We start from the raw sequence: 23954 nt of genomic DNA, 5'->3' as shown, positions 1-23954 counted from the left end.
GTGCGGTAACCCGCACCACACATGATCTGACTTCTCAGCCGTGCGAAAAGCTGATCTTCGGCAGCGCGCGGCGTAACCAGGCGGGTGTCCACCAGGCGGCGTGACCGGTCAAGCGCAGCAGTACCGGCAGCAGGATCAGGCGGATGAACACCGCGTCCAGCAGCACCGCGACGCCGAGGATGATTCCCATCTCCTTGGGCGGCAACGGCTCGGCGAGCGCGAAGGTGAAGAACACCGCGACCATCACCGCCGCGGCGGCCGCGATGATGCGGCCCGAATGCGCCAGGCCCATGACATGCGCGACGTTCGGATCGCCTGATTCCTCATAGTGCTCCTTCGCCGTCGCGAGCAGGAACACCGTGTAGTCCATCGCGATCGCAAAGATCATCGCGAAGAAGAACACCGGGCCCCAGCCGTCCAGAAAGCCCTGCGGGGTGAAGCCGAGCAGGCTCGCCCCGTGGCCGTCTTGGAAGATCAGCTTGGCTACGCCGAACGCCGCCGCGGTCGAGAGCAGGCTCACCACGGTTCCGAGGACGGCGATGAGGGGAGCCTGGAGCGCGACCAGCAGCAGAACGAAGCCGAGCACGAGGATGACACCGATGATCACCGGCAGATAGTCGTCGAGTGCTTGTTGGAGGTCGAGGTTCTCCGCGGGGGCGCCACCGACCAGTGCCCGCGTCGGCAGATCGGCGCGCAAGCGATCGAGGATCGCGCCCATCGCCTCATCCGACGGGTCGACAGCTGGAATCGCCTGGAGCATCACAAGATCGGAGCCGTCGGTGCTCGGCATCGGCGGGGTGACCATGGCGATGCCCTCGGTTGCCCTCGCGGCGGCGGTGATCGCCTCGGCATCGGCGGTGGGGCCGATGATCTGGAACATGCCGGGCGCTCCCTCGCCCATCTGGGCTTGAATCAGTTCGTAGCCCTGGCGCACCGAAGCATCGGCGGGCACGACTTGAATCGAAGGCATGGCCACTTTCAGGCCGAGTACCGGGATCGCCAACGCCGTCAGGGCCAGAAGGGAACCGATGGCGAAGGGCCACGGGTGCCTGTGCAGCAGATTGCCCCAGGATTCGAACCGGGGCGACCGGTGTTGCTGGCGGGTCGCGTAGGGCAACGATCCGGCGTTGATCTTCGGGCCGAGCGCGCCCAATGCCGCCGGAAGCAGTGTCAGCGTGGCGGCGAGGACGAAAGCGACGGCGAGCATGATACCCACGGCCATGGTCCGCACCGCGGGCGCGGGGACGAGCAACACCGCGGACAAGCTCACCAGCACGGTCAGGCCGGACAGGACCACCGCCTTGCCCGCCGTGTCCATTGTCTCGGCCACGGCGGCACGGGTATCCGCAGCCTTTCGCTGCGCGTCACGAAACCTCGCGACGATGAAGAGGGCATAGTCGATGCCGAGCGCCAGGGCAAACATCATGGCGAAATTCATCGCCCACACCGAGATCGGCGTGGCGGAATTGAGCAGCACCAAGCCGCCCGCGGAGGCAACCAGGCCTGCGAGAGTCAGCAGCAGCGGCAGGCCCGCGGCGACGAGTGATCCGAACGCGAGCACCATGATCGCCAGTGTCACCGGCCAGGACAGCATCTCCGCCTTGATCATGGCATCGTGGTTGGCCTTGTTGAATTCGCTCCACAATGCGGACGCGCCGGTGGGGTAGACCCCGATGTCGTCGGTCGACAGTGCGCTCAGCGTGCTCCCGAGCTCGTCGACCGCCTTGACCATCTCGTCCGTGCTCGCGGCGGCGCCGGCGATCATGACGCCGGTGTGCCCGTCCGGACTGATCGTCATCCCGGGTCGAGGAGCGATGACCTCACCGAAGCGGTCGTCGCCCTGGAATACGGCGATCGCCTCGGTGAGGACCTCCTGCACCGCAGGATCGGACACCAGTGCGGAGTCGGAGTGTACGACTACCTGCACCGCAGCGGAGGAGTTCCCGCCGAAGTGCTGCTGTGCCAGCTCGCGGGCGCGCACGGACTCCGAGCCGTTGGCCTGCCAGCCTGCGCCCGCCAGGGCGTCGAACACGCTCGGTGCCGCGGCGCCGAGGGCGGCCAGCGCGATCAACCACACACCGAAAACCCACTTCGTGTGCGTGGCCATCCGCGCCCCCCAGCCGGCCAGCGCACCGCCTGGCCGCCCCGGCGGGGCGGATTCGTGCCCGCGTTTCGATGTCGTCGGGGTCTGCTCGCCGACGGTTGGGGTATTGCTGCTCAACACAAGACTCCTTATACGGGAGGGGGTATATTCTCGGGCGCGATTCGCCCCGAGGAGTAGGGAATCGGTGGAGGCGCGGCGCCTCAGGCGGTGTGGCCGCTCGTTACTCGGCCGGGCGGCTCATCGTGCCCCCGGCTCGGGTGCTCAGCGGCCCAGGATGCGGCCGAAGATTCCACGGTCGCCGGTGTGCTCGGGTTGTGTCTCGCAGGTGCACCGCCGAGATGCGGGTACTGAGTTCATCACGCTGGCGATGTGCGATCCGCAGCCGCCCCACGTGGTCTTCTTGCAGGTCGAACAGGTGACGGGGTAGCACATGAGCTCCTCCTGGGAAGTGTGGGAAGGTGAAACCAAAGATACCCCCAGGGGTACTTGCATACCCTAGGGGGTATATGGCAACCTGTCCACAGCGGCAGCGAGCACGTGTCGTCGCGGAATGGAGGAAGCGTGATGATTCTCGAGCAGTACTACCTCGAATGCCTGTCCCATGCCTCGTACCTGATCGGCGACGAGAGCACCGGCCGGGCCGTCGTCGTCGATCCGCGGCGCGATGTCACCGAGTATCTCGACGACGCACGGCGATTCGGGTTGACGATCGAAGGCGTGATCAACACGCATTTCCACGCGGATTTCGTCTCCGGGCATCTCGAACTGCTCGAGGCGACCGGCGCGTGGATCGGATTCGGTGCTGCGGCCGAGACCGCCTATTCGATCCGCCGGCTCGCGCACGGCGAACGCGTCTCGCTGGGCGAGGTCGAGCTGGAGGTGTTGTCCACTCCCGGGCACACCTGGGAATCGATCAGCCTGCTGGTGCGCGAAGACCCGACGGCCCGGCCGACGGCGGTGCTGACCGGTGACTCGCTCTTCATCGGGGACGTGGGGCGACCCGACCTGGTCAACCTGGGCGACGGCTCCACCACCGACCTCGCGCGAGCGATGTACCGGACCATCCACGAGACTCTGCTGGCCCTGCCGGACTCGGTGATCGTCATGCCCGCGCACGGTGCGGGCTCCTCGTGCGGGAAGAACCTGTCCGCGGAGCTGACCTCGACGATCGGGGAGCAGCGCAGAACCAATCCGTCGGTGCGGCCGATGAGCGAGGAATCCTTCGTCGCGCTGATCACCGACGGGCAGCCGGCGGTCCCGGAGTACTTCCACGTCGACGCGGCCCTCAACAAGGGCAAGCGCGCGGTGCTGGATCCGCACCGTGCGATTCCGGCGTTCACCGCGCGGCAGGTTCGGGACGAATCGGCCTCTAACACAGTGATCCTCGATGCCCGTACCCCTGAGGATTTCGCCGCCGGGCATCTGCGTGGATCGGTGAATGTCGGTTTCGACGGCCGCTTCGCCGAAACCGGCGGAATGGTGGCCGGGATCGGTGACCGGATCGTACTGATCGCCTATCCCGGCGAAGAACAGGACGCCGCGCTGCGACTGGCCCGCATCGGGTCCGACGAAGCAGTCGGCTACTTCACGGTCGACCACGACGGAGTCTTCCCCGCCGAGCTGGCGGATCTCGTGCAGGCGGCACCGCGAACGACCGTCGAGCGGCTACGGCAGCTGCTCGACGCAGACCGGGTCGTCCTCGTCGACGTCCGCAATCCCGGCGAGCGGGAGTTCGGCTACATCCCCGAAGCGAAGCCCATTCCGTTGGCACAGTTGCGTTCCAGGATCGGTGAGCTGCCTACCGGGGTGCCGATCGTGGTGCACTGCGCGGGTGGATGGCGCTCGAGTGTCGCAGCGTCACTGCTTCGCTCGCTGGGCATCGAACAGGTCAGCGACCTGGTCGGCGGCTACAACGCGTGGATCGATCACCGGGCGCCGGCGACGGCCTGACTTCGGCAACGCTGCCGGCCGATCGCTCGCCGTTGAGGGCGAAGGGCGGTGCACTCCTTATAAGCCAGCGAACGATACGTGGCGCCGGCGATCCTGATCGTCGAATCCCTTATGGTTTTCACCTCTTGCGGGTGAGGGAAGAAAGCACGAGGGAGTGTGAGGCTGCAATGCACCGGTCCGGTCGAGCGAGGAGTCTCAGATGAGCACAATGGTCGACGTCGACAACTTCACCAAGGTCGAGACGAACACGATGCTCATGAAGATGCTGCCCATCATCGGCGGGCTCGGTGTGTTCCATCACGACCGTGACCTGGCTCCGCTCGACGAGCAACCGGTCATCCGCCAGAATCGCGACACGTTGTACTCGGTCGCGGTCGTCTCGATCGCGGAGGCCGGAGCGACACTCGTCGTCCCGGACGCCGGGACGCGGTACCTGTCGGTGATGGTGATCAACCAGGACCACTACATCAATCGGGTGATCCACCAGCCCGGCTCCTACGCATTGAACCGGAGCGAATTCGGCACCGACTATCTCGTGATCGCCGCGCGCATCCTCTTCGACCCCCACGATGCGCGGGATCTCGCCGAAGTGCACCGGCTCCAGGACGGTCTGACACTCGATGTCGGGCCGCAGCGAGAATTCGACTATCCCGACTACGACCGTGCCAGCCATCAACAGGTATGCGAGGCATTGCTGGCACTGGGCAGGACGATGAACGGCTTCACCAGGTCGTTCGGCAGCGCTGGGGAGGTCGACCCGGTCATCACCTGATCGGCACCGCGGCGGGGTGAGGCGGCTCTACCGGCCGCGGCTGGTAGAGCTGGCCGCGTGGACGGTTCCGGAGATCGAACCCGCGTGACTCCACGTCCGCGCGCGACCTCAGGCGTCGACCTGAACCGCGGTGTCGCAGGGCAGCGGTACGTCCCAGGTCTGCCCGGGCCCGAGCGTGCGCTCCACATCCTCGACGCAGAGGCGGATGGGTGGCGCTGCGCTGGGGTGCAGGCGCAGCGTGACCCGGTTGTGGGTGACGGTGATGGTGATCGGTTGTCTTCGATAGGAGACCGTGAACTCGGTGCTGTCGAGTTCGGTGGGCAGGACCGGATGCAATCGTAGTGTGTCGTGGCGGGTCTCGATGCCGCTGTAGCAGCGCAGCACCATGTCGGCGGTTCCCGCCATGGCGCCGATGTGCACGCCCTCCCTTGTGGTGCCGCGCTGGGTGTCGGCGAGGTCGGCGCGCAGGGCCTGAGCGAACAGGCCCCATGATCGCGTGCGGTCGGTGCGAGCGAGCACCCAGGCGTGGGCGAGGCGGCTCAGGGTGGAGCCGTGGCTGGTGCGGGCCATGTAGTAGTCGACCGTGCGCGGGATGAGCTCGGGCGGTAGCGCGTACCCGAGGTGCTCGAAGCCGTCACGGAGTTCCTCGGCGGAGAACAGGTAGAAGAGCATGAGCACGTCTGCCTGCTTGGAAACCTTGTAGCGGTTGGTCGTATCGCCTTCCGCCTGCAGAATCAAGTCGAGACGTTCGATGTGGCCGTAGGCGGTACGGTAACCGTCCCAGTCGAATTCGCGAAGTTCCTCGTAACCCTGGAATTGACTGATGACCCCGTCTGAATGGAAGGGGACGCGCAGGCGGCGGCTGACCCGGTCCCAGCGCAGCGGCTCCTCGGCGGTGAGCTGCAGCCGCTCCCACAGGGGTCCGCAATCCACGCCGTCGAGCAGAGCGAGTACCTCGCGAGCGCGTCGCAGCACCCAGGAAGCGAGCACATTGGTGTACGCGTTGTTGCGGATGCCCTGGCCGGGAGCATCGGGGTACCCGTCGTGGAATTCGTCCGGCCCCATCACACCCTCGATATCGAAGCGGTCGTCGCCGGGGTCGTGGACGGCGAGCGCGCTGAACAGCCGTGCGACCTCGATCAGCATCTCCGCGCCGTGATCGATCAGGAAGCGGAGATCGGCGGTGGTCTGGTAGTACTGCCAGACGCTGTAGGCGATCGCGAGGCCGACGTGCCACTGGCGGCGCGAGTTGTCCGGCATCCATTCGCCGTTGCGTGGGTTGAACAGCGTGGTCGGTGTCTCCTCGCGGCCGTCACTGCCGCTCTGCCACGGGTACAGAGCGCCGGACAATCCCGCCGCGCGGGCGGCGTCGCGGGCACGGTCGAGTCTGCGATGCCGGTACTGCAAGAAGGCGCGGGTGAGTTCAGGACGGCGCAGGGTGAGCATGGGGTAGACGAACAGCTCGTCCCAGAAGATGTGACCTCGATAGGCTTCGCCGTGCAGTCCTCGGGCGGGTAGGCCCGCATCGATGTCGGGATGGGCGGCGATGGTCGCCTGCAAGACATGGAATACGTGCAGGTTCAAGGCGAGCCGGTCGTCCTGGCCGTCACCGAGGTCGATACCGAACCGATCCCACAGCTGCGCCCACCCGGCAACGTGCGCCGCCAGCAACGTGGCGATATCGGGAGCTTGTGTGATGCGGGCGGTGACCTCGGTAGCCGGCGTCGACAACGCGCGGTCCCGCGAGGTTGCCACCGCCGCGACCTTCTCCACCTTGACCGCGATCGCGGGTCGCAGGGGTACGACGATCTCGTGGCCGACGAGATGGTCGCTATCGAGCGCCGTGCGATCGATGCCGTCGGTGTCGGCGACGCGCGTCCGGATCGCTGTCGCGATCGTGACGCGGGATTGGGTCGTGTTCGTTTCGTAGAGCACGGTTTCCGGGTCGAGCTCTTGACGAGTGCCCGCCACGAGGTGGTCGGTCACGAGGGCGCGGTCCGCCGCCACGTTGCGATTGCCGACGTGGCCGTTGATGGCCGAGGTGACGACCACCGACCCTGCCCAGTTCTCGGCTTCGATGGTGAGTTCGACAGCGGCCAGGTGTCTTTCGGCGACCGAATGGAAACGCCGACCGGTGATCCGGGTGCGCCGGCCCGCGTCGTCGCGGTAACGATCGATAGTGGTCAACACACCCGCGCGAAGGTCGAGGTTCTGATGGTGGCTCAGCATCTGCGGCGCCCCCGGCGTCAGCGCCGTTCCGTCGGCCGTCCTGACCGTGAGATAGGTCCAGTCGGGGGCATTGACCAGGTGCTCGGTTTCGAGAGTCTGATCGGCGATCCGGGAGATCGTGCGGTTGTAGACGCCGGCGAGGTACGTGCCCGGATAGTGGACGCCGTCCATGCTGCAGCCCGTGATCGACCCGCGTGAAGCCCAGTACCCGTTACCGGTGGTGCACAGTGCTTCCCGCGTGCCTTCCTGAGTGGGGTCGTAGTCGTCGTAGAACAGGTTCCAGCCGCCCGGTTCGGCGGTCGTGGCGCCACCGCACCACCGCGGCTGAGGCCTCGGCGGGAAGCCTGGGCGGGGAACCAGGGGTAGGTCGGCCAGATCGGTGACGACGACATCGGCACCCGCCGCGTCGAGCGCGGCGCCGGCGCCCGTGCGGTCGACGCCGATGACGAGCCCGAATCCGCCGGTATCGGCCGCCTGCACGCCGGCGGTGGCATCTTCGAGCACCACGGCCTCGTTCGGGTCTACGCCGAGGCGGCGGGCGGCCTCGAGGAACATCGCGGGATCCGGCTTACTCGCCAAGCCCAGTCGTAGTGCGTCGGTGCCGTCGACGACGACGGCGAACATCTCGGCGATGCCGCCGGCGGCCAGCACGGCGGCGCTGTTGCGACTCGCGGTCACCAGCGCCGTTGGCACACCCGCGGCGTGAAGGCCCGTGAGGAGTCGCCGGGCGTCGGCGAAGACGTGTACTCCCGCACGCGCCAGGGCCTCGGCGAACAACGTTTGCTTGCGCGCGGCCAGGCCCGACACGGTCAGCTGGTCAGGTCGGTCGTCGGGTGTCCCCGGCGCGATATCGATGCCGCGCGCCGCGAGGAACCTTCGGACGCCCTCCTCGCGGCTGCGGCCGTCGACCAGGTCGTGGTAGTCGCGATCGGAATCGAACGGTGGCAGGTCGGCGCCGCCGAGCGCGGGCAAGGCCTCGTCGAACAGGGCCTTCCACGCGTCCGCGTGAATCGTCGCCGTGTCGGTGACGACGCCGTCCATGTCGAAGACGACCGCGCGGTAGCCGTTGGCGGTGCGGGGGAGCTCTGTCATGCCCACGCGGATGGTCGCTTCGGACCTCGCCTCGCCGAGCTCATCACCTCGTCCCACCATCCCTGCAGCGGGCTCGGTTCGGGCCAGCGCACCGTCGTCGCTGATCCGGCGCCGTCGTGGAGCGGCGTGGGAGCGGGATCTTGGCCGCGGGTGAGCGACATGAGTACCTCCTGGTCGGACCGGGTCGTCGTCTCAGTCTGAGATGTGGCCGGAAGGGCGGGAAGTGCCGGAAGTCCACGTCTGCTGGGCCGCACGGCCCTTCACCTACTCGGGCCGGGCGGACGGCGCACCGATGGTGTGTCGCGGCCGGTGTCAGGGATCGAATGCCCAACGGCACCCGGCCGCAGGACGAAAGCCCCTGCGATCGGTACCCGCTGCGGTGGTCGAATTGCTGTCTACCGCTGCCAGCCGAATCGCGCTCGGCGTTGAGGAGGAGTCGACTTGCCGATCATCACGTCGCCGTCGTCGACAGCCGCGCTTCACGAACTGACCTCGTATGAGGTCGTGCTGCGGCTGGAGACTGATCCACACCGTGGTCTGACCGATCAGCAGGCCGTCGAGCGCCTGGCACGCTTCGGGCACAACAGCTTGCCCGCGGCAGAGGGGGCCGGGCTGGTCGTGCGGATCGCGCGCCAGTTCCGCCACCCGTTGATCTACGTCCTGATCGCGGCCGCAGCGATCACCGCCGCGCTGGGCGAATACGTGGACTCGGCGGTGATCTTCGGTGTCGTACTGATCAACGCGGTGGTCGGATTCATCCAGGAGGCCAAGGCCGAAGCTGCCCTCGAAGGACTGCGGTCGATGGTGCGCACCCAGGCGACCGTGGTGCGCGACGGACAACGGCGGACCGTCCCGTCCGAGGAACTGGTGCCAGGGGACCTGGTCCTGCTCGAGGCGGGCGACAAAGTACCCGCCGATCTGCGGCTCGTCCGGGTGGCCGAACTGTGGGTGGACGAGTCGGCGCTGACAGGTGAGTCCGCTCCGACGGTGAAAGACGACGGGGCGCTGCCGGGGCCGACAGTGGTCGCGGATCGGCACAACATGGCCTACTCGGGGACGCTGATAACGACCGGTAGTGGAACAGGGTTGGTGGTGGCCACCGGCGCGGAAACCGAGCTGGGCGAGATTCACCGGCTCGTCGGTGCGGCGGAGACGCTGGATACGCCCCTGACGACGAAGCTCGCCCAGTTCAGCAGGATCCTGACCGTGGCAATCCTCGTCCTCGCCGCGCTGACCTTCGGAGTCGGTGTGCTGCGCGGGCAGGACGCGGCCGAAACCTTCACCGCCGCGATCGCGCTCGCGGTCGGCGCCATCCCGGAAGGACTTCCGGCGGCGGTGACGATCACGCTGGCCATCGGCGTTGCCCGGATGGCCCGGCGGCGTGCGGTGATCCGGCGCCTGCCCGCAGTGGAAACGCTGGGCGGAACCACGGTGATCTGCACGGACAAGACCGGAACCCTCACCCAGAATCAGATGACGGTGACCGGTGTGTGGACACCTGAAGGCCGGTTCGCGGTCACGGGGCTCGGCTATGCGCCGGAAGGCTTCGTCCACGATGCGCACGACAACGTGGCCGCACTCGATTCCCACCCGGCGTTGCGGTGGTCGCTGCTGGGCGGGGCCGCGTGCAACGACGCGGCCATGACCGTGCACGAGGGGCGGTGGCAGGTCGTGGGCGATCCCACCGAGGGAGCGATGCTGGTAGCCGCCGCCAAGGCCGGGCTGGGCCCAGGCGTGGTAGCGCGGGCACTGCCACGACACGCGACGATCCCGTTCAGTTCTGAGCGGCAGTACATGGCGACCCTGCACGGTGATGCGACGAGTGCGGACTCGTCGGGACAAGTGGTACTGGTCAAGGGCGCGGTCGAACGGGTCCTGTCCTTGTGTGCCTTCCATCTGGACGGCACAGGCGTTGCCGCGCCCGTGAACCGCGTGGCGGTGCTCGACGCCGCCGCGGAGCTGGCGGGGCAAGGTCTGAGGGTGCTGGCGACGGCGATGCTGCCGGTGGCCTGCTCGAACGATGTCGTCCCGGCGGACTTCGACGAAGAGCTGCTCTCGAATCGACTGATCTTCACCGGATTACAGGCCATGGTCGATCCGCCCCGGGCGGCGGCGCCCGCCGCGGTGGCCGCCTGCCATGCGGCGGGGATCGCGGTGAAGATGATCACCGGCGACCATGCAGGCACCGCCACCGCGATCGCCGGTCAGGTCGGTCTGCTGGACCGGCACGAGCCCGCCGAGGGCAGGGTGCTCACCGGCACCGAACTGGCCGCGCTGTCCGGTGCGGAGTTCACGGAGGCGGTGGAACGGGCGAGTGTCTTCGCCAGAGTCTCGCCGGAGCAGAAGCTGCGACTGGTCGAGGCCCTCCAGGCTCGCGGGCACGTCGTCGCCATGACCGGTGACGGAGTCAACGACGCACCGGCGCTGCGGCAGGCGGGGATAGGCGTGGCCATGGGGCTCGGTGGCACCGAGGTCGCCAAGGACGCCGCGGACATGGTGCTCACCGACGATGATTTCGCGACGATCGAAGCCGCGGTCGAAGAGGGCCGCGGCGTGTTCGACAACCTCACCAAGTTCATCGCCTGGACACTGCCGACGAACATCGGCGAGGGCCTGGTCATCTTCGCCGCGATCGTCTTCGGCGCGGCACTGCCGATCCTGCCGACTCAGATCCTCTGGATCAACATGACCACCGCGGTGGCCCTCGGACTGATGCTTGCGTTCGAACCCAAGGAGGCGGGCATCATGACCCGGCCACCGCGCGCACCGGATCGACCGTTGCTGACCCGCTCGCTGATGGCGCGGGTGCTGCTGGTGTCCTCGCTTCTGGTCGCCGGCTCGTGGTGGCTGTTCCAGTGGGAACTCGCCGAGGGGGCAAGCCTTCCCGAGGCCCGCACCGCCGCCGTGAATCTCTTCGTTCTGGTCGAAGCGTTCTACCTGTTGAGCTGCCGGTCACTCACTCGCTCGGCGTGGCGGCTCGGGTTCTTCTCCAATCGGTGGCTCATCGTCGGCGTCGCCGGTCAGCTGGTCGGTCAGCTCGCGCTCACGTACGTGCCCGCCATGAACACCGTCTTCGACACCGCGCCCATCAGCGGCGACGCGTGGCTGCGGATCCTGCTTATCGCCGTCGCGGCGAGTCTTGTGGTCGCGGTGGACAAACGCGTGCGGCGAGGGCACGCACGATGAGCACGATCGGCCGTGCGCGCGGACCGATCGTGACACGGCTACTCCACTCCGAGGAGCCGTCCATCCGTTGGCGCACTCTCCTCGGGGTGCTCGGCGTGCCGCCGCTTGATCCCGCAGTTGCCACGGCGGCCGCGGCGGTTCCCGGCAGCGCGCGCGTGCGGCGTCTGCTCTCCGAACGGCTGGCCGACGGCACACTGCCCTTCCATCCCTACAACGCGAAATGGCGAGGGGCGCATTGGGTGCTGGTCTCCTTGGCCGAACTCGGGTATCCGGCGGGTGATGATTCCTTGGTGCCGTTGCGTGAGCAAGCCCTGGGCTGGCTGCTGTCGCCGGAGTACGAGCGGCGCTATATCGGCCGGGTTCGAAACCAGGAGTTGCCGACGTTGCACGCGTCCATCGAGGGGAATCTGGTGTGGGCGCTGCCGCGGTTGGGGCTGGCGGACGAGCGGGTCGATCGCCTTGCCGCTCGTCTGCTCCACGCTCAGTGGCCCGACGGTGGCTGGAACTGTGATCGGCGAGCGACCGGTCGCGTGTCGTCCTTCGGAGAAAGCCTCGTCCCGCTGCGGGCTCTGAACGCCTATGCCCGCACCACCGGAGATCCCGAGGCCCGTGAGGCGGTCCTGCGTGCCTCGGAGCTGTTCCTCGGACGTCGGCTGTTCCGCCGCCGCACCGACGGCTCGGTGATCGATCGGTCCTTTCTCGAGCTGCACTTCCCGTGCTATTGGCACTACGACATCCTGTTCGCGTTGACAGTGCTGGCCGAGTCAGGGTCGATCGCTGATCCGCGCTGCGCCGAGGCTCTCGACGTACTCGAGGCGAAGCGCTTGCCCGACGAAGGTTTTCCCGCGGAGGCCAAGTTCTATCGGGTCAGCTCCGCGCACCCCGGTGGCGGGTCCTCGGTGGTCAGTTGGGGACCGACCAGTCGCCGGACGTCGAACGAATGGGTCAGTTGCTCGGCGCTGATCGCGTTGACGGCGGCCGGGCGTCGCGGTCCGTCCTCGTGATCTCGGGCGCGGCCGGTGGAACCCGACGCGCGGTAGCGGCCGAATCAGCCTGGTGGCGACCGAATCTCAAGGCCGGGGCCGCGACAGGGCCTTTGCGCAGGCGCGCGACGTCGGAGGCGTAGGTCATCGTCACCGTCCATGGGCCGGAGGTGCCCTGCTTGGGGAGCGCGCCCGCCGCCCGGCGCACGTAACCGGCATGGAAGTCGAGCATCGTACGATGCTCGATCGACGGGTCGGCTACCGGTTCCACGGTGTCGTAGCCGCGCTCGTCGAGCAGCCGCAACAGGCGGCACAAATGCTCGCACACCAGGTCCAGCTTCAGCGTCCACGACGAATTGGTGTAGCCGATGGCGTAGGCGAAGTTCGGTACGCCGCTGAGCATCATTCCCTTGAACGCCATGGTCTGGCCGACGTCGACGGGCGCGCCGTCCTTGCTCAGCTGGATGCCGCCGAAGGGAAGCAGTCGTAGACCGGTCGCGGTGACGACGATATCCGCGTCGATCCGCCTGCCGGACGTCAATGCGATGCCGTGTTCGAGGAACCGGTCGATGTGGTCGGTGACCACTTCGGCGCTTCCCTCGCGGATGGCCCTGAACAGGTCGCCGTCGCGGACGGCGCACAGCCGTTCGTCCCAGGGGTCGTAGCGGGGGTTGAAGTGCACGTCGACCTCGTACCCGCGCGGCAGCAGCGCCTTGTTCACCGCGCGGATCAGGCGACGGGTCACCGCCGGATGCCGCCTGCTCAACTCCCAGAGCAATCGCTGGCGCGCGATATTGAGGCGCCGGGCGACGCGGTAGGCCGTGGCATCGGGAAGTACCGTCCGCAGCGCGACCGCGAGATAGTCGGTACCAGGCAGCGGCAGGGCATAGCTCGGTGACCGTTGCAGCATGACGACGCCGGCCGCGGTCGCGGCCAGCGCCGGAACCAGGGTGACCGCGGTCGCTCCGCTGCCGATCACCACCACCCGTCGCCCCCGGTAGTCCAGGTCCTCGGGCCAGAACTGCGGATGGACGATCTGCCCGGCGAAGTCCTCCTGCCCGGCGAAATGCGGGGCGTGCGCCTGCTCGTAGGAGTAGTAACCCGCAGCGCTGAACAGGAATCTGCAAGTCATCGTCACGATCTGGTCGTTTCTCACCTGCACGCGCACGGTCCATCGGGCCTCGTCGGTCGAGAAGTCCGCGCTGAGCACCTTGTGCCCGAATCGGATGTTCGGTGACAGCTCGTCGTCGTCGACGGCCTCGGCCAGGTAATCGAGGATGTCGTCGCCGTCCGCGATCGCCGAGTCGTGGGCCCACGGCTTGAATTCGTAGGCGTAGGTCTGCAGGTCGGAGTCCGATCGAATGCCGGGATAGCGGAACAGGTCCCACGTTCCACCGATCCTGTCCCGCGCGTCCAGCAGCAGGAAGGACTTGTCCGGAAGCTGCGTCTTCAAGTAGTGGCCCATGCCGATGCCGGAGAGGCCGGCGCCGACCACGAGCACGTCCAGATCCACCGCCGAATCGTGCGGAGCATGTTCGGTTTTCGGCTCACAGCGCATGATGTGAAAACTCCTGTCCAAGATGTGATCTCTGGTGATTCCGCGTGACGGCCCCCCGTCGAGGCAACGGTGGGTGACCTGTTCGCGGGGGGTTTCAGGCCGACCGGCGGGCGGGTTCGCTGCGGTATCGCGAAACCGGGCCGTCGATGCCGAGCAACCGCCACAAGTGCCGGGCGAGGGGGTTCATCAGTCCGGCGTCCGTCGCCAGTGCGCGGACATCGGCGAAGACGTCCCGCAGTTGCCGGGCGGACTCCGCGTGGTTCCAGAACGCCTCGCGGATAACGTTTTTCAAGATGCCGAGCTCCTCGGTCATCTCCTTCGGCGGGATCACGATGACGTCACACAACACTCGCATGATGAGGGGGAAGGCCAGCGACAGCAGTAGTCGGCGGACGGGCCGATAGGTGGCGACGGTCTCGTGCAGATAGCGATGCGCGAAGGAGATGTGACGCGCTTCCTCGGCGACGTGGATCTGCATGATCCGCTCGATCAGCGGATGCAACTCGACATCGGACCGGAGGTAGGCCTTCTGGATGTGGTCGATCGGTTCCTCGCCGGCCAGCACTCCGGCCCAGAACAGTGCCGGCGTGAACTGACCGGCCAGCGAGATGAACGGCCCCGCTCGACGGAACAGCCGGCGCGCCCCGGGCACATCGGCCCCGGAACGGTTGACGAACTCCTGGAACATCTGCGTGTGGTGGCATTCCTCGGTCGCCTCATGGGTGATGTAGCGGAATTCGGGTCTGCCGTTGGGAAGGGTGATCGCGAACGCCATGATCCCGCCGATCAGGATCTCCTCGAAGGTGCGCCCGACCTTGCAGACGTTGGCCTGGCGCCAGATGCCGATCTGGATCTGCCGCTCGACGGGAAGGGCCCGGTACCAGGGGTGCCTGCCGAGTGGATCGACGGCGGGCAGCACCCAGCGGGGGTCGCTCCAGGAGATCTCGTAATCGGGGTCGTCCCAGGCGATGTCGGTGAAGGCGTCGAAATGCGCCGTGACGGACGCTTCGGAGAGCGTCTGCATGGTTTCGTCGAAGGTTTGCTCGCTGGTCATGTCACTCCCAGGGCTCGGCGGCTGCGATGCCGCAAATATGTGTTACTGAGAGTTGCATGTTTGTGTGGTCGTGCCAACGCTCCGAAAGGCAACACCGTCGAGGGCTTCGGTCCCTGGTGAGAAGGTCTTTGGGCCCTGGGCGGTTCCGTAACGTCAGCGGATCGAATGTGGCCCGGTGCGGTACTCGGCGCACCGATATCGGTCCGAAGTCATCGCGGGCGGTGTCTTCGTGCTCTAACCACGTCCCGGGGCGCGGTGGCACCGTGGGATACGCAGACGAAAGGACGATCAATGGCCCCCGGAATGCCCGACCGCCGCACCGTGATCGCGGCACTGACGCTCGCTGGGCGTGCGCCGTCCCGGCGCGATACCCAGCCGTGGCGGTGGCGGGTGACCGACGGTGCTGTCCATCTGTACCTCGACCGGCTGTTCTCGCCGTACGCGACCGACCCGGATTCGCGCGACGCGGTGCTCAGCTGTGGCATGGCACTTCACCACCTGAATGTCGCCTTCGCGGCGGCCGGGTGGGCCACGGTGGTCCACCGGCTACCGGATGGCGCCCGACCCGAGCTGCTCGCATCGCTTCGGTTCGTGCCGCATCGCCCCACGATGCTGGAGCGATCGCTACGCGAGGCGATCATCGAGCGACGCAGCGATCACCGCCCTTACCCGATGCGGCCGATACCCGGTGGGTACCTGAGCTTGTTCCGTGAGCGCGCGGCGGCATTGGGTGGCGTCGTGCGCCTTGTCTCCGACAGCGACCGTGAATGCCTCGCCGCCTACGCGGGCACGCCTCGCCCGAAGGTGCCCTGCGAAAGCCGGCCCGCGCTTGCTCTTCGGCGGGACCCGAGCGTGCACGGCGAGGGACTCATCGGGGATTCACCGCGTTGGTCGCCGTTCGAAACCGATTCCGTGCAGAGCCTGGATGGGGGATTCGTCGACTATGCCGAGTTCTTCGTCGTCGGTACACCCACCGACGATGCGGTGTCGCGGTTGCGTGCGGGCGAGGCGATCAGTGCGGTGCTGCTGACGGCGACCAATATCGGTCTGGCCACGTGTTTGCTCGCCCAACCGCTCGAGTCGCTACGGAGCTTCTTCCGGACCGAAGCAGTGGGCGGCCCGCTGTTTCCCCAAGCGCTCTTCCGCGTGGGATGGGCACCGGATACCGACGAAGCACTGGAGATCCCGCCTCGTCGCCCGGTCGAGGACCTGATACTTCCCTAGGGCGATTACTGCCCCTGGTCCTCAGCGAATGCGTGGATGCACCACCATGACGGGGCAGCGAGCGCACTGGATCAGCGCACTCGTGGTCGAACCGAGCCGCAACCCATCGAACCCGCCGCGGCCTCGGTTGCCGAGGACGAGGAGCTGTGCCGACGACGACCACTCGATCAAATGGTGAGCCGGCCCCGACACGAAGGTCTCGCGTGTGACCGAGACGGCGGGGTACTTGTCCTGCCAGCCGGCGAGTTGTTCGTCGATCAACTCCTGCGCGTCGGCACGGGCGCGACCGTCGGCCAGAACGTCTGGTAGCCCGGCGAACCATCCGAACCGCAGGTCACTCCAGGAGTGCACGACGACCAAGTCGGTCCGGCGCTCGTCGGCCTCGGCGAAGGCGGCGGCCACCGCGGCGCGGCTGTGCTCGCTGTCGTCGACACCGACGACTACCGGTCTCGCGCCTGTGCTCGGCCGCACGGGAGCCGTGTCGCGCACCACGACCACCGAACCGTGTCCGTGCGCGGCGACAGCGAGAACGGTCGACCCGAAAAGCCCACCACCACTGAGGCCCACAGCACCGACAGCCGTCGAGTGCGCGGTAGCGGATTCCTCGACCAGCACCGGCGCCGCGGTGCCGTCGACGATGGCGGTTTCGATGTCCAATGCCGGATCGATGGCTACCGCCTGCGATTTCGCCGCACGGAGGCAGTCGGCACCGAATTCCCGCATCGCTTCGGTGACCGAGCTCAGCGGCAGGTCGTAGGGGTCGAGCAGGATTTGCGCGGCAGTGAGATCGGCGGCGTGCACGATGCGCAGCGGTCGCGCGCTCGCGGCGGCGGTCTCGGCCGCCCAGCGGACCGCCAGCCCCGCGGCTTCCGATCCGTCGGTGCCGACCACGATCGGTGCGACGTGCGAGCGCTGGTCGGCGCCGGTCTGGTTCTCGGTCATGTCAGGTCTCTTCCCGTGGTCGAACTGTCGGATGTTGTCGAGGTTCGGCACCGACTCCGCGATGCGGCGGCCGGGCGATCCAGAGCGACAGGCTCAGCCGATCGTCTGTTCGGCCGGCAGGTCGCGGTTGGGCAGCCGGAAGCGGAAACGCTCCATCGTGGTCGAATTCGACGGCTGTTCGGGGACTACGAGGACCGCGCACCGCGTGTGCTGGAGGGCCGAGTAGGTGGCTCCGCTCAGCAGTGGCCAGAATTGTCTGCGCTGCCGGGTGGTGACAACCAATTGCGCTGTAGCAGAGAACTTCTCTATCGCGGTTCGGGTATGTCCGAAGTAGGTGACCAGCCTGGTCCGCACAGTGGGGAAGTCTCGTTCGTGCTCGGCCAGGAGCGCTGCGACGTGGTCCTCGAGTCGAGGCGTGGCTACCCGTGCGGTCGGTCGGGTGACCATGACGACCAGCACCTCGCAGTGGCGTTCGGCGGCGGCACGCATCGCGGCCGACAGTGCCGGGGAGACGGCGCTGTCTGTGGCCGTGACGACTACCAGCACCGGCCCGACCGCCGCAGCTGCGCTGGTCGGCGGCCGGATCACCGCGAGAGGACAATTCGAGGCCGCCGCGAGCGTGGTCGCCACGGAACCGAGTATTGATCGGGTAATCGTGCCTCGGCACCCGCTACCGACGACTACCTCGCAGGCGCGCGTCGACAAGCCGAGCAGTCTGGTTGCCGGATCCCCGGAGAGCACGACGGTGCTGATCCTCGGCGCCGGGGCCGACGAAGTCCGCGCCCATCGCTCGAGAACCGCGCGACGGGCGTTGTCCAGGATTTGCCCGCTCGCCGATACGGTGGCATCGCGCTCGGCGACATGGACCAGTTGCAACGGTGCCTTCCGGGCGTCGGCGACCACCGCGGCCCACTGTGCCGCGCGGATCGCCGTCGAAGAATCGTCGACGCCGACGATCACGGGCGCGGATGTGGCCGGCTGTCGGTTGTGCTCGTCGGTGGTGATCTCGCTCATATCCTCAGGGTGGCTGTCAGGCGCGACAACCGGCAGGGCAGCAGTGCCCGAACAGCCGGGACTTTCGGCACAGTGCCTCCGGTCGACGGCGGCGTCATCCGGTTGTCGAGCCGGTCGCCGGCACAGGGCGGATCTGGGCAGCGAGTGTCTCCACGGTCGCGGACTCGAAGACGTCGGTACCCGGCAGCATGACCGTGGCAGCCGCCGCGGCCACCCCGAGTACGCAGGCTTGTGCCACCTCGGCGCCTTCGGTCAGGCGTTGGGTGATCGCCGCGACCAGGCTGTCACCGGCACACGCGTCGCTACGTGGCGGCGCGGTGAGGACCGGCGCCGCTATCACCTGGTGGCCGCCGCTGTCGGAGCACACAGCGCCGAGGGCGCCGACCGTGGTGATCGCGTACTCGCAGGCGCCACGCTCGAGCAGCAGAGCATTGGCCGCGCAGGCGTCGTCGTACCCGGTGATCGGGCGGCCGATCAAAGCGGCGGCTTCGACTCGATCCAGCCGCAACAGAAAAACGCGCTCGGCCAGCATCGTTGTCAGCTGCGTGCCCGCGATGTCGGCGATCAGCGCGGCGCCCGCGGCGGCGACCTCCCGCGCCACCGCGGCACCGAATCCCGCACTCAGGCCAGGCGTCGCGCTCCCCGACAGCACGAAATAGTCGCAATGCCGGGCGGTTTCGGCGATCATCTCGAGATTCTGTCGCTCCTCGGCGGCGGACAACGTCGGTCCCGCAGGTACGACGTGGTAGCTTCTGCCCGACTCCCGCTCCGCGACGACGAAGGCCTCACGCGTGTCCTCGCCGATCTCGATGGGAAGGTGCGCGATGCCTTCGTCGTCGAGCAGCCGATTCAACCGCGCGCCCACTTCTCGTCCCGCGGTGTGCAGGGCCAGGGCCGTACCGCCCAGACGACGCACACCGCGCGCCACATTGAGGCCACCGCCCCCACCGCTGATCGAGCAAAGTCGTGCGCGGGACTTTCCCTCGGGCCGCAAGCACTCGACCTCGACAGAGAGGTCCACTGTGGGATTGATGGTGAAGGTCGTGATCGGTACCGGATGCGTGATGGGGTCCATGGCGCCAGCATGTCGCGACAGGCGACGGTCCCGGCAGTGCCGAATGTCCTCGCCGGGCTCGCCGTTGGTCGCCTGCGTCCGCGGTCTCGAACAGCGAAGGATCGGCTGCCGCGCGGTTCGACCCTATGTCAAGCTCGCGCCCGGTCCCGGGCGAGCGCCCGATCGCGCTGCTCCTCGAACCGGGGAATCTTGACCGTCGCCAGGTCGTCGAGGAAGCCGGCCAGGTGCTCCCTGGCCCGCTCGCCGCGCGCGGTGAAGTCGTTACGCTGGAAGACATTCCACTGCCGCAGAACGGGATTCAGTACCTCTTCCAGATGCTGACGCAGGTCGTAGACTCCATGCTTGGCCATCAGCACGCCGTGGCGGCGGAAGTCGGGCATACCGGCGCCGGGCATCTGGAAATTGCAGACGATGGTGTCGATCGCTTCGATCGCCTGGTCGGGTACGAGATCCAAAGCGGCCGCGCAGACGCTGCGATAGAAGATCATGTGCAGGTTCTCGTCGGCGGCGATCCGCTGCAGCATTCTGTCGGCGATGGCGTCGGCGCAGACCTTTCCGGTATTGCGATGGGTGACCCGAGTGGCCAGTTCCTGGAAACTGACGTAGGCCACCGAATACAGCAGGCCGGCACCGCTGTCGAGTTCGGCCGCGTCCGACCCCGCCGTGAACCCGTTGGTCATGTGCATCATCCGTGCCGATTCGAGCCGAACGGGATCGACGCCTCGGGTGACCACCAGATAGTCACGGATCACCGTGCTGTGCCGCATCTCCTCCGCGGTCCACCGGCCGACCCAGGTGCCCCAGGCGCCGTCGCGGGAGAAGTTCTGGGAGATCTCGCGGTGATAGGACGGCAGGTTGTCCTCGGTGAGCAGATTGGTGATCATCGCCGCCTTGGCGACATCGCTGAGCGTGGATTGGTCGGGGTCCCAGTCGGTCCCGCCGAGCATGGCGAAGTTGCGCCCTTTGTCCCAGGGGATGTAGTCGTGCGGTTGCCAGTCCTTGCTCATGCCGAGATGACTGTTGAGGCAGCTCTCGGCGACCGGTTCCAGTTCGTTGAGGATCTCTCGCTGTGTCAGGTCACGATGCACGGCGGTCGTCTGCCCTTCTGCTCTGGACGAGATGGATGCCCGACGGTGGCGGCGGGCCGGTCGGGGCCGCCTTACCTCACCACCACGGCGTCGGTGGCTCGTAGAGCTGAAAGACCCACGGTGGAGGGGCTTCAGGCTCTACGCCTCGCTCTGCCGGTTTGGTCTCATCACAACAACGACAGGCTCGTCGCGAGTCGAGGAGTCTGTTGATCAGGGGTAATGGAGAGGAGTACCGGTGTCAGGTACAGCGTCCGACCGCGAGTTGATCGACCGCTATGTATACGCGGTGCTCGCTCACATCCCGCGCGGGAGCCGCGGCACGGTCGCGGCCGAATTGCGCACCAGAATCGCCGAGGAGGTGCCCGCACGTCCCGTACGCGCGGTGCTTTCCGAATTGGGTGCGCCCGAGGATCGAGCTCGACGCTTTCGCGGCGCGCCGCGCCAGCTGATCGGACCTCACCTGTACGACACGTATCTGAGGGTCTTGTGGCCGGCTGTGCGGGCGATAGCGATTGTCGCGGGCGGTGTGAGTCTGCTGACGGCCGCCCTCGGCGGAGAAGCCGCGCCGACTGTCATCGATGTCCTCCGAGACGGTCTGACATCCGCGTTCGCCGGCGCCGTCTATGCGGCCTTCTGGGTGACGGTCGTCTTCGCGGTGATCGAACGCGTCGCGCCGAGCACGGTCTTGTATACATGGCGACCGGACGACCTGCCCCCTGTGCCGCACGGGCGAGAGATCCCGCTCGGTGACGCCGTGGGTGATCTGGTTTTCGCGCTCATCGTGTTGACCGTCGCGTTGTGCTTCTTCCCGGCGCTGGCTCCGCCGTTTCTCGCGGACGTGGTGGGGGGATTGGACTCGGGTGTGGTGACGCGGCTGTTGCCCGCGGTGGTGGTGGTGGCCGTGTTGTGGATCGCGGTCGCCGGCGCGCAGCTGCTCGTCCGCGCGTGGACCTTAGCGGTCACCGTGCTGTCGATCGCGGCCGATCTGCTCGCCATCGCTACGGCGGCGGCAGTCCTGGTGCACCGGCCCTACTTCTCCGATGTCTTCCTCGCCGACCTGCGCGGCGAGGACGGTGATGTGGTCAGGGCTGTCGATATCGGCATCGGGATCGGTGCTGTCGCGGTGATTCTGGTCTGCGCCACCGCAATCGTCACAGCCGCGCGGCGGTATCTCGGCCATCGTCAGGGCGACCTGGACGGTGGTCGCCGAGCCGGTGGCTCGGTGCTCGATGTGCGGGTGTGACCGGGAGATACTCGGTCCAGTCGATCCGCGTGAGCATGACGACACCGGCGAGAAACGCGATCTGCACGGCGATGCCATAGGGCGTGGTGAGCGAGGAGGTCAGAGTTTCGCCGAGACTGCGCTCGGCGACCTCGGCGGCGCTGATGTACAGCGAGAAACTCACTATCCTTCCCTCGATATGCGCGGTGGTCAGCGGAAACAGGCGCAGACCCATCAGCCCGGCCGCCTCGAACATCTGCGCCGACGGTAGCGGGGAGACGAGAAAGACCCCGATCGTGGTGATTCTGCGGCCACGACGACCGGTGAGATAGTCACTGGCGGCGCGGAGATTGGCTCTGCGCCGCGGGCCGAGACGGCCACCGGCGCGACGGGTGACTGCGGCGAGGACGTAACGCCCCGCACCCGAAGCGACAGCGGCGCACACGACGAGCGGGGCCGGGTCAAGGTTCCAGTTGAGCCCGAAGAACACCACGAGCACCGCATTCGGTGGCCCGAACGCCGGCAGCAAGTTGACCGTGAACACGACGGCGACGACAAGGAGCAGGTGTGCCACCGTCGTGCTCATGACGGTGCTTTCGGCAAGGCACCGAGGGCGATGTCGGTGTCGGACATGGCGGTCCTTTCCGCTTGCGCGGGGCGACGGGTGGTGATCCGACGACGTGTCCTCAGCGTCGGGCGGCGAGCCTGCGCAGCCGCTCGTGTTCGAGAACGAATACGGCGATGCTCCCGGTGAAGCTCAATGCCGTCGCGATCGCTCCGAGTGTGGTCCAGCCGCCGAACCCGTAGCCGGCCGCGGTCAATGTCGAGGCGAGCCCGACGATTCCGGTGAAGAAGAGCAGAATCCCGGGAATGTTGTACGGGTCGGCGAGGCTCTCGCCCGGCTTGCTGTGGTAGGCGGCGCTGGAAGTGCTGTCGCTCACGGTGATTCCTCCGATGTGTCTCATCAGACCTGGACATCGTTTCCGAGGTCTGTCGACACACTGTCTCTTCGCCGCCTGGTTCACCGTGAGAGGCGTTGGTCCCGAAGGGTTTCGACCAAGGTCATCTGGGGGCAATTGGTACTCCGCGATGGTGTCCGTCGGCCCTTACCCCGCCCGGTCCGGACGGGCCATGGTTGCACTGTCGGCACACCGCGATCTCGCGCGGTGTGAACCGCCGGAGGAGGCATGAAATGTACTGGTACGAGCATGATGTCAATGGGTGGGGCTACGTCTGGATGGGTTTCGGAATGATCCTGTTCTGGGGTCTGCTGATGGCTGGGTTCCTGCTTGCCCTGCGGTACCTGTTCCGCGCGGACAGCGAACGCCGCGCGCACCCGGTACCGCCGGGCCCCGAGCACGTTCTGGCGGAACGCTTCGCCCGAGGAGAGATCGATGCGAAGGAGTACGCGGATCGGTTGTCGGTGTTGCGCTCGGTCACCCGGCAGTGATCCGTGGCAGCGTCCGATGCCACCCCGGCGTAATTCCTCGCATATCAGGGACAAGCGACCGTTCCGGCGAGGACCTTCGGCACTTTCCCGGTTGCAGGCCCGGCGGTGAGTGTAGGGACGCTCGATGCCGACGTGGCTGCTGAGCGGAAAGGTCAGGCCTGGTGGTGCATTCGTCGGATATCTTGTCACGATTTCTCCTTGTCCCCGGGGCGACGGTGAGCGTTCGTGGCGCCGTGCCCGGAGCCGATGTCGCGCGGTTGGGCACCACCGTCGGCCGCACCCTGCGAGATCACGGTGCCGACCGGCATGTGCGGATCCGGGTGAGCGGACCGAACGACGGCGACGGCCCACTGCTGGTGCAGGTGAACCTCGCGCTGGACGGCGTCGCGATCCGGATGCAGACGACGGCTTTCCCCGATCGCGTCGCCGACACGGTGGAGACGCGGCTGCGCAGGCAGATCGTGCATGCCCGACGATGGGCACCGCGCCCGTGGTCGGCTGGATCGTCGGCGGGACCTTCGCTGCTCGTGCCGGGCCCGCTCGTCCGACGCAAACGGATCACGCCGCGAGTGCTGTCCCCGGTCGCGGCGATCCGCACGATGGACGCACTCGACTACGATGTCCACCTCTTCACCGACAGCGAGACCGGCGAGGACTCGATCGTCTACCGCGGCGGCCCGTGGGGCTTGCGGCTTGCCCGGCAACACGATCTCCGGCCACCGGACGGGCTCTCGACGACAGGGCCGACCGTGCCGACGCTGCATATACATCCAGCTCCGATACTCGATGAACACACCGCCACAGCCAGGATCTGTGATCACCGCCTCCCGTTTCTCTTCTACAACGACCTGGGGTCCGGGCGGGGCGCGCTGCTGTACCGGCGATTCGACGGGGGACTCGCCTCGTTGTCGATCGTCGGCGACGGCTGAGAAGACCCGGATGGATACAGACGCGGCGTGTGCACGGCAACTTCCCGGCGGCCGTGGTATTTCGTGCCAGGGTGGACAGGAC

The 23954-nt window shown here is 67.3% G+C and carries 18 protein-coding genes; 8 read left to right on the top strand and 10 right to left on the bottom strand.

Features of this window, described 5'->3' with window-relative positions:
- Positions 1–34: 34 nt before the first annotated feature.
- Complete coding sequence (locus ACWEVR_RS12295) at positions 35–2107, bottom strand: MMPL family transporter (RefSeq protein ID WP_452467030.1); 2073 nt, start codon at positions 2105–2107, stop codon at positions 35–37.
- A 561-nt stretch (positions 2108–2668) separates the two neighbouring features.
- Here ACWEVR_RS12295 and ACWEVR_RS12290 point away from each other — a divergent pair.
- Complete coding sequence (locus tag ACWEVR_RS12290) at positions 2669–4054, top strand: MBL fold metallo-hydrolase (protein WP_452467029.1); 1386 nt, start codon at positions 2669–2671, stop codon at positions 4052–4054.
- Between the two features lie 199 nt (positions 4055–4253).
- Entirely contained in the window at positions 4254–4826 is a 573-nt protein-coding gene (locus ACWEVR_RS12285) for a DUF1254 domain-containing protein (RefSeq protein ID WP_452466984.1), read from the top strand.
- 108 nt (positions 4827–4934) lie between these two features.
- Here ACWEVR_RS12285 and ACWEVR_RS12280 read toward each other — a convergent pair whose 3' ends face one another.
- Positions 4935–8147 carry a beta-phosphoglucomutase family hydrolase gene (locus ACWEVR_RS12280; protein ID WP_452466983.1) on the bottom strand — a complete coding sequence of 1071 codons (3213 nt, stop codon included), beginning with the start codon at positions 8145–8147 and terminating at the stop codon, positions 4935–4937.
- 447 nt (positions 8148–8594) lie between these two features.
- Here ACWEVR_RS12280 and ACWEVR_RS12275 point away from each other — a divergent pair, with 447 nt between their 5' ends.
- Together ACWEVR_RS12275 and ACWEVR_RS12270 are read left to right on the top strand one after the other, a co-directional pair.
- The gene (locus ACWEVR_RS12275; protein WP_452467028.1) at positions 8595–11333 is read left to right on the top strand and encodes an HAD-IC family P-type ATPase; all 2739 of its coding nucleotides are present in this window, start codon (positions 8595–8597) and stop codon (positions 11331–11333) included.
- Positions 11330–12337 carry a hypothetical protein gene (locus tag ACWEVR_RS12270; protein WP_452466982.1) on the top strand — a complete coding sequence of 336 codons (1008 nt, stop codon included), beginning with the start codon at positions 11330–11332 and terminating at the stop codon, positions 12335–12337. Before ACWEVR_RS12275 ends, ACWEVR_RS12270 begins: the two co-directional genes overlap by 4 nt.
- Here the strand turns inward: ACWEVR_RS12270 and ACWEVR_RS12265 are convergent.
- Entirely contained in the window at positions 12279–13874 is a 1596-nt protein-coding gene (locus ACWEVR_RS12265) for a flavin-containing monooxygenase (protein ID WP_452466981.1), read from the bottom strand. The genes ACWEVR_RS12270 and ACWEVR_RS12265 overlap by 59 nt on opposite strands.
- A 94-nt stretch (positions 13875–13968) precedes the next feature.
- Entirely contained in the window at positions 13969–14928 is a 960-nt protein-coding gene (locus ACWEVR_RS12260) for an AurF N-oxygenase family protein (RefSeq protein WP_452466980.1), read from the bottom strand.
- A gap of 291 nt (positions 14929–15219) precedes the next feature.
- Between ACWEVR_RS12260 and ACWEVR_RS12255 the strand changes: the two genes are divergently transcribed.
- On the top strand, positions 15220–16152 hold the full coding sequence (locus ACWEVR_RS12255) for an Acg family FMN-binding oxidoreductase (protein WP_452466979.1): 933 nt from the start codon (positions 15220–15222) through the stop codon (positions 16150–16152).
- A 21-nt stretch (positions 16153–16173) separates the two neighbouring features.
- On the opposite strand, the gene ACWEVR_RS12250 is transcribed toward ACWEVR_RS12255, so the two are convergent.
- From ACWEVR_RS12250 to ACWEVR_RS12235, 4 genes are all read right to left on the bottom strand, one after another.
- Positions 16174–17094: a universal stress protein gene (locus tag ACWEVR_RS12250; RefSeq protein ID WP_452466978.1), complete on the bottom strand. Its 921-nt coding sequence runs from the start codon at positions 17092–17094 to the stop codon at positions 16174–16176.
- Positions 17095–17187: 93 nt separating this feature from the next.
- Positions 17188–18108, bottom strand: coding sequence for a universal stress protein (locus ACWEVR_RS12245; RefSeq protein WP_452466977.1), 921 nt, complete (start codon positions 18106–18108; stop codon positions 17188–17190).
- A gap of 94 nt (positions 18109–18202) precedes the next feature.
- A complete protein-coding gene (locus tag ACWEVR_RS12240; protein ID WP_452466976.1) occupies positions 18203–19183 on the bottom strand; it encodes a 1-phosphofructokinase family hexose kinase in 981 nt (326 codons plus the stop codon).
- 128 nt (positions 19184–19311) lie between these two features.
- Positions 19312–20271: an acyl-ACP desaturase gene (locus ACWEVR_RS12235; protein ID WP_452466975.1), complete on the bottom strand. Its 960-nt coding sequence runs from the start codon at positions 20269–20271 to the stop codon at positions 19312–19314.
- Between the two features lie 235 nt (positions 20272–20506).
- Here ACWEVR_RS12235 and ACWEVR_RS12230 point away from each other — a divergent pair, with 235 nt between their 5' ends.
- Complete coding sequence (locus tag ACWEVR_RS12230) at positions 20507–21514, top strand: HAAS signaling domain-containing protein (protein ID WP_452466974.1); 1008 nt, start codon at positions 20507–20509, stop codon at positions 21512–21514.
- Here ACWEVR_RS12230 and ACWEVR_RS12225 read toward each other — a convergent pair.
- Positions 21423–22079: a hypothetical protein gene (locus tag ACWEVR_RS12225; protein WP_452466973.1), complete on the bottom strand. Its 657-nt coding sequence runs from the start codon at positions 22077–22079 to the stop codon at positions 21423–21425. The two genes, ACWEVR_RS12230 and ACWEVR_RS12225, sit on opposite strands and share 92 nt — an antisense overlap.
- Before the next feature lie 100 nt (positions 22080–22179).
- Positions 22180–22434: a hypothetical protein gene (locus ACWEVR_RS12220; RefSeq protein ID WP_452466972.1), complete on the bottom strand. Its 255-nt coding sequence runs from the start codon at positions 22432–22434 to the stop codon at positions 22180–22182.
- Positions 22435–22685: 251 nt separating this feature from the next.
- On the opposite strand from ACWEVR_RS12220, the gene ACWEVR_RS12215 reads away from it, so the two are divergent.
- Positions 22686–22943 (top strand): SHOCT domain-containing protein, encoded by a 258-nt coding sequence (locus tag ACWEVR_RS12215; RefSeq protein ID WP_067488314.1) that lies wholly within the window; start codon positions 22686–22688, stop codon positions 22941–22943.
- 215 nt (positions 22944–23158) lie between these two features.
- Positions 23159–23872, top strand: coding sequence for a sigma 54 modulation/S30EA ribosomal C-terminal domain-containing protein (locus tag ACWEVR_RS12210; RefSeq protein ID WP_452466971.1), 714 nt, complete (start codon positions 23159–23161; stop codon positions 23870–23872).
- The last annotated feature ends 82 nt before the right edge of the window (positions 23873–23954 follow it).

Source organism: Nocardia sp. NPDC003979 (assembly GCF_053605015.1).
Note: the sequence above shows the minus strand (reverse complement) of the source record. Positions and strands in the feature narration are given on the sequence as shown.